Raw genomic sequence first — 6,271 nt, 5'->3', positions numbered from 1 at the left:
CCGCGCCCTGCACCCGCGAGTCCCGCGCCCTGCACCCGCGAGTCCCGCGCCCTGCACCCGCGAGTCCCGCGCCCTGCACCCGCGAGTCCCGCGCCCTGCACCCGCGAGTCCCGCGCCACGCACCCGCGAGTCCCCACTTCTGGGGCGGGTTCTGTGGCTCCGAGCGCGGGGGCGGCGGGTGTCTCTGCTCACACGCTGCGCGCATGAGCAGAGACGGCCGAACGGGTTGTCAGAGCCGCGCACTAGGTGTGCGAGATGCTCCGTACCGTCGAGTTGGCGAATCGCCAGCCGGGGCGGACTTCCTTGCGCGCCCCCGAGCAGTTGTAACCGGTCCAGATGTACTGGGCCTGATCAGTGTTGTTCCAACCGGAGTGCCGATCGCCCGGCAAGTTGTAGCAGCCCGAATAGACGGCGAAATTCAAGTAGAGAAGATTTCCCTGGTAGTTCGGCAGGCTGTACAAATACCACCCATACCGCGCCGTCACAGTCGGAGACTGTGTATCGGCTCGTTCGGGAGCATTGTTCGGTTGGGCGTTTGCCGAGCCGGCCAGCACGGTTACCGAGAGAGCGACCATCGTGCCCAACGCGGCCGCCAAACGGCGTAGGTTCCCCATTTTTCCTCCCAGGTTTGGCAGGCACCAAGTGAATCGTCCGCCTGCGGAATCCACGCTATCGGTGGTGGCTTGCAAGAACCTTGGCCTGAACTGCTGGAACGACAACGAGGTGGACGCAAAGGTTCGTGCAAGGTGGCCGATCTAGGCTGCTGGCGGACGGCCGTCGGGAAACTGTGGCGTGGCCCATGGTGTCTGACCGGTGGACGGTCATTGGGGGATCGGGAGAACCATGGTCGATTTCAGCTTGGCGGCGCTGGCTCCGCAGGCGTCGCCGAACCCGTTGCCGCTACAGCAAAAGCTGCTGCGCGGCAGTCCGGTGGAGATCGCGAATCTGGCGAGCAGCTTCGCTAACGCCGCGGGTGACGCCGACTACGCGCGGGTGCTGAGCACGCGCGCGACAAGTCTGGCCAAGGGCGGCTATGTCGTGGACAACCAGGGCGTCGAACCGGGCGAGGCGCGGCAGACCCAGCAGCTGCTCGGCAACAGTAAGACCGCGATGCGCGCCATCGCGGCAACGCTGAACGGCATCTCCAACGACCTGCAAACCGGCGTGATCAACGCGAACAAGGCGATTGTCGCGGTACGCGGGGAACTGCCGGCCATCGCACGCGCCTACAACGCCGCTGTGGCCAGGCTGCGGGCCGTTCCGGGAATCAGCCAGGCCGAGTTCGACATCGAGCGGGCGCGGTTGGAGCGGCAGTTCCAACAGCAGGCGGTGCGAAGGATCGGTGACGCTGGCACTGCCGTTCGCGCCGCGGTCACCACCTATGAGACCCGCCTGGCCGGTGCGCAACGGACGCTTTCCACGCTCGGATACGCGCCGCCCAGCGGGCTCAACACCGCGAACAGCAACCCGCTGAACGTCCCGGTCCCACCCGCCGGCACCAACCCCAAGACGGTGGCGGCGTGGTGGCTGGGCCTGGACAAGGCGACCCAGGACCACCTGATTGGGCACCAGTACCGCACGATCGGCAACCTCAATGGGGTCTCCGCGGTGGCTCGCGACCAGGCGAACCGGATCGCCCTCGAAGAGGGCAGCCACAGCTCGGATCCGCGCGTCCGGGCGAACGCGATCTCGATTCAGGACGCCCTCGACAAGCGAACCGCGCAATTCGAGAAGCAGGGCGTACCTGTTCAACTGCTCGCCTACGAGCGAGACGCCTTCCCCCACGACGCCAAGTTCGCGATCGCCATCGGCAACGTCGACACCGCGAACAACGTGAGCGTCCTTGTCCCCGGCCTCAACACCACCAACGCGAGCGCCTCGTCGCTCTCGGGGCATGCCGCGGCGATCTACAACGCGACGCACAACTTGGACCCGACCCAGTCGACCGCGACGATCGCGTGGTTCGGCTACGACCCGCCGAACAACGAACGGAGCCCGGCCGGAAACTACGACGTCCAGAAGGAGGACATCTCGCGGGCCGCCGGCGGCGCCCTGGCTCGGGACGTGGCCGGCATCCGGGCCACCAACGCCGCGGTGTCCGGTCAGGATCCGCACATCACGGCGATCGGGCACAGCTACGGCAGCAACGTGGTCTCCCGCGCCGCGCACGATCACCACCTGCAGGCGAACGACCTGGTGCTGGTGGGCAGCGTCGGTGCCGGTGACGGGATCAACTCCGTCGAGGACTACCCCGACCAGTACGACGGGCACGTCTACTCGGGCGCCGAGACCGACGACGGGATCAGGCACAACGGCAGGGTGCTCAACGGGCACGGCGGGGATCCCAACTCGCCGGACTTCGGCGCCAGGGTGTTCGACGCCGAATCCGAGAACACCGGCGCCGACGCGCACAGCAACTACTTCGACAGCAACTCGCACAACACCCTGCGGAATATCGGCAGCATCGCCTCCGGGCACGGCGTGGCCATACCGGTCCGCGACCCGGACGCCTTCCGCCCGGTCAATCCGCTGCCGACCGGTCCCGACATCCCGCGCATCCGGCCCCGGTAGGGCAAGCGGGCCGATCGGCGGGCGGTAACGTTGCGGCATCCCACCACGTGACAAGGAGTGCCCCCGGTGACCGCGACGTTCTCCTACACCGACGTCCTGCCGCTCGGGCCGGATCATCACACCGAGTACCGCCTCGTGACCCCGGACGGCGTGAAGCTGGTCGAGGCGGCCGGCCGGAAGTTCCTGGAGATCGAGCCGAGTGCGCTGACCGCGCTCGCGCGTGAGGCGATCAAGGACATCCAGCACCTGCTGCGGCCCTCGCACCTCGCGCAACTCCGCGCGATCGTGGACGACCCGGAGGCCAGCGCGAACGACCGGTTCGTGGCCATGGACCTGCTCCGCAACGCCTGCATCTCCGCCGGCGGCGTGCTGCCGATGTGCCAGGACACCGGCACCGCGATCGTGCTCGGCAAGCGCACCGAGACCGTGCTCACCGGCGGCGAGGACGAGCGCGCGCTGTCCAAGGGGATCTTCGACGCCTACGCCGAGCTGAACCTGCGGTACTCGCAGATGGCACCGGTGACATTCTGGGACGAGAAGAACACCGGCACCAACCTGCCGGCCCAGATCGAGCTGTTTCACAAGCCGGGCGACAAACCGGCCTACGAGTTCCTGTTCATGGCCAAGGGCGGCGGCAGCGCGAACAAGACGTTCCTCTACCAGGAGACCAAGGCGGTGCTGAACCCCAAGCGGCTCGCGTCTTTCCTGGACGAGAAGCTGCGCGGCCTGGGCACCGCCGCCTGTCCCCCGTACCACCTGGCGATCGTGGTCGGCGGTATGTCAGCCGAGTACAACTTGAAGGTCGCCAAGCTCGCCTCCGCCCGCTACCTGGACACGCTGCCGACCGAAGGCTCGCCGCTCGGCCACGCGTTCCGCGACGTGGACCTCGAGCAGCAGGTGCTCGACATGACCCGCCAGTTCGGCATCGGCGCGCAGTTCGGCGGCAAGTACTTCTGCCACGACGTCCGGGTGATCCGGCTCCCCCGGCACGGCGCGTCCTGCCCGGTCGGCGTGGCCGTCTCCTGCTCGGCCGACCGTCAGGCCAAGGCGAAGATCACCGCGGACGGCGTGTTCCTCGAGCAGCTCGAGCGCGACCCGGCGCGCTACCTGCCGGAGGTGGAGGGCGAGGAGCTGTCCGACGAGGTCGTCCAGATCGACCTCACCCGGCCGATGGACGAGATCCGCGCGACCCTGACGAAACTTCCCGTCAAGACCCGCCTGTCACTGACCGGCCCGCTGATCGTGGCGCGGGACATCGCGCACGCCAAGATCCTGGAGCGGCTGGACGCCGGCGAGCCGATGCCCCAGTACCTGCGCGACCACCCCGTGTACTACGCCGGCCCGGCGAAGACGCCGGAGGGCTACGCGTCCGGCTCGTTCGGCCCGACCACGGCCGGCCGGATGGACTCCTACGTCGAGCGGTTCCAGGCGGCCGGCGGCTCACTTGTCATGCTGGCCAAGGGAAACCGCTCCAAGCAGGTGACCGACGCGTGCGAGTCGCACGGCGGGTTCTACCTCGGCTCGATCGGCGGCCCGGCCGCGCGACTGGCCAAGGACTGCATCAAGAAGGTGGACGTCCTGGAGTACCCGGAGCTGGGTATGGAGGCGGTCTGGAAGATCGAGGTCGAGGACTTCCCCGCGTTCATCGTCGTCGACGACAAGGGCAACGACTTCTTCGCGGGCACCTCGGCCCCGACCCTCCAGATCAGCTTCCGGAAGTGACGAAACCCGTCAGAGCGTGATTCCGCGCTCGGCCAGCCACGGCACCGGGTTGACCTTGCGGCCGCCGTCCAGCCACACCTCGAAGTGCAGGTGCGGGCCGGTCGACTGACCGCGGTTGCCCATCGTGGCGATCTGCTGGCCGGCCTGGACCCGCTGGCCCTCGGACACGGTGATCGTGTTGACGTGCCCGTACACCGTGACGGTGCCGTCCTCGTGCCGCACGCGCACCCACAGGCCGAAGCCGCTGGCTGGGCCGGCCTCCTCGATCGTGCCGGCCGCCGCGGCCAGGATCGGCGTGCCGATCGAGTTGGCGATGTCCACGCCGTAGTGGGTGGTGCCCCACCGGCCGCCGAAGCCGGAGGTGAACCGGCCGACGGCGGGGCGGGCGTAGCGACCGGTCGACTGCTGGACCGCCGGCGCGGGCTTCGCGGCGGCCTGCTGGCGAGCGCGCTCCTCCGCGACCTTCGCCGCGGCGAGCCTGGCCTGTTCGGCGGCCACCGCCGCCTGTCGTGCCTGCTCGGCCGCCCTGGCCCGCTCGTTGATCTGCAGGCGCAGGGCCTCCGACGCCTCCAACTGTGCCGCCTGGGCCCTGGCGTCCGGCCGGGCGGGCTCGACCGGCACCGGCACGCTCTCGGTCGCCGGCGCGTCGGTCGTGCTGGCCAGCCGCATGACGGCCAGTGCGGACGGGTCGATCGCGTTCGCGGTCAACGGGTAGCCGACGCCGACCAGGGCGCCGGCCGCCACCGCGGCGGCCGCGACGCGCCGGTGCGGCTTGCGGCGGATCAGCCGGTGCGCTCCTCCCCCGACATTCGCGCGCTTCGCCGCGAGTGTCGGGGGCCGTCTATGGCCGTCATCGGTACCGGGTTCGCCGGACATGCTCGTGCCTTCCGTCTCGGGGAGCTCCGGTTCGGCTGCCGGGCGGGGGATCCCGGCGGGCGGGTCGCACATCGTCGACCCACCCGGTCGCTGTGACCGGAACGTGACGTTCGACCGGGGACGCTAACTACGGGTCACCATGGACCGCCACCCACCTGGGTGATGCGCGCCTCTCTCGCGCAACGACGACCGACCGCGCACGTCTCTGACGAAACAGCGAGTTCGTAGTGCTCGCACACGAAGATCGCCGGATCAAACCTGATCACGGCGAGTTTGCGAACTTTCCTTACGTCTCAACGGGTTCACGAAGGCTGACGAAAACGATCACTCGGTCACCGAGCGGGCGCGTCACGGCAGGACGCACCAAGACCGGCGAAGATCGACAGGCTCAGTCGATCATCACCGAGAGTGACCGAGGCCACAGCGTGAATGTGACCCCCGACACGGGGTCAGTCAGGGATCTGGAGCGACACCACACGGTCACCGAGCGGCGCCTGCAGGCGCACCACGACCGGCTTCGGCTCGATTACCTGGGCGCAGACGTCGGTCCCGCCCTGCGGCGCGCTCAGCGACTCCAGGACCACCCGAACGGTGTTGCCGGACTCGGTCGCGCGCCCGCGCACCCCGGCACACGGCGTGCTGGCCATGGCGAACACCTGCAGCGACCGGCCGTCGTCGAACACCCACACCTGGCGCTCGGTGTAGTAGCCGGGCAGCGTGCTCGTGTCGACCTGCTCGCGCGGCAGCGCCCGCACACCGGGCGGCACGACATGCCCGTCCGGCGTCCTGGTCACCGGCGGGCCGGACGGCGGCTGCTGCGGCTGAGTCTGCGAAGGAGGAGGCGACGTGGGAGGAATCGGGGCCGGCGTGCTCGTACTCGGCGGCGTCTGACTCGCGCTCGGCGGCGCCGACGACTCCTCGCCGGGCCGCGCGAGTTCCGGGCGGTCACCGCAGGCGGTCAGCAGTACCAATGCGGCGACGACGCCGGCGGGCACGAGCACGGTCCTCATGACACAGGGACGGTACAGCGCCCCCGCGAGGTTGCACGATCAGCTCAGGACAGGCCGGTGCCCCGGCCGGCGAGGGCAACCAACCGGGGCAC

At 69.3% G+C, this 6,271-nt stretch carries 5 protein-coding genes; 2 read left to right on the top strand and 3 right to left on the bottom strand.

The window, feature by feature from the left end:
* Positions 1-242: 242 nt before the first annotated feature.
* Complete coding sequence (locus tag EV193_RS31110; RefSeq protein WP_130348525.1) at positions 243-596, bottom strand: hypothetical protein; 354 nt, start codon at positions 594-596, stop codon at positions 243-245.
* Positions 597-843: 247 nt separating this feature from the next.
* On the opposite strand from EV193_RS31110, the gene EV193_RS31105 reads away from it, so the two are divergent.
* Together EV193_RS31105 and EV193_RS31100 are read left to right on the top strand one after the other, a co-directional pair.
* Entirely contained in the window at positions 844-2,571 is a 1,728-nt protein-coding gene (locus tag EV193_RS31105) for a putative alpha/beta hydrolase (protein ID WP_130348524.1), read from the top strand.
* 57 nt (positions 2,572-2,628) lie between these two features.
* Positions 2,629-4,293 (top strand): fumarate hydratase, encoded by a 1,665-nt coding sequence (locus tag EV193_RS31100; protein ID WP_278044234.1) that lies wholly within the window; start codon positions 2,629-2,631, stop codon positions 4,291-4,293.
* A 9-nt stretch (positions 4,294-4,302) separates the two neighbouring features.
* Here the strand turns inward: EV193_RS31100 and EV193_RS31095 are convergent, their stop codons facing one another.
* Together EV193_RS31095 and EV193_RS31090 are read right to left on the bottom strand one after the other, a co-directional pair.
* Entirely contained in the window at positions 4,303-5,169 is an 867-nt protein-coding gene (locus EV193_RS31095; protein ID WP_207222877.1) for a M23 family metallopeptidase, read from the bottom strand.
* Positions 5,170-5,618: 449 nt separating this feature from the next.
* Positions 5,619-6,179 carry a hypothetical protein gene (locus EV193_RS31090; RefSeq protein ID WP_130348522.1) on the bottom strand — a complete coding sequence of 187 codons (561 nt, stop codon included), beginning with the start codon at positions 6,177-6,179 and terminating at the stop codon, positions 5,619-5,621.
* Between the last annotated feature and the right edge of the window lie 92 nt (positions 6,180-6,271).

Source organism: Herbihabitans rhizosphaerae, from assembly GCF_004216555.1.
GTDB classification, from domain to species: domain Bacteria; phylum Actinomycetota; class Actinomycetes; order Mycobacteriales; family Pseudonocardiaceae; genus Herbihabitans; species Herbihabitans rhizosphaerae.
The sequence above is the reverse complement of the archived record's forward strand: the minus strand, read 5'-3'. Positions and strand labels throughout refer to the sequence as shown.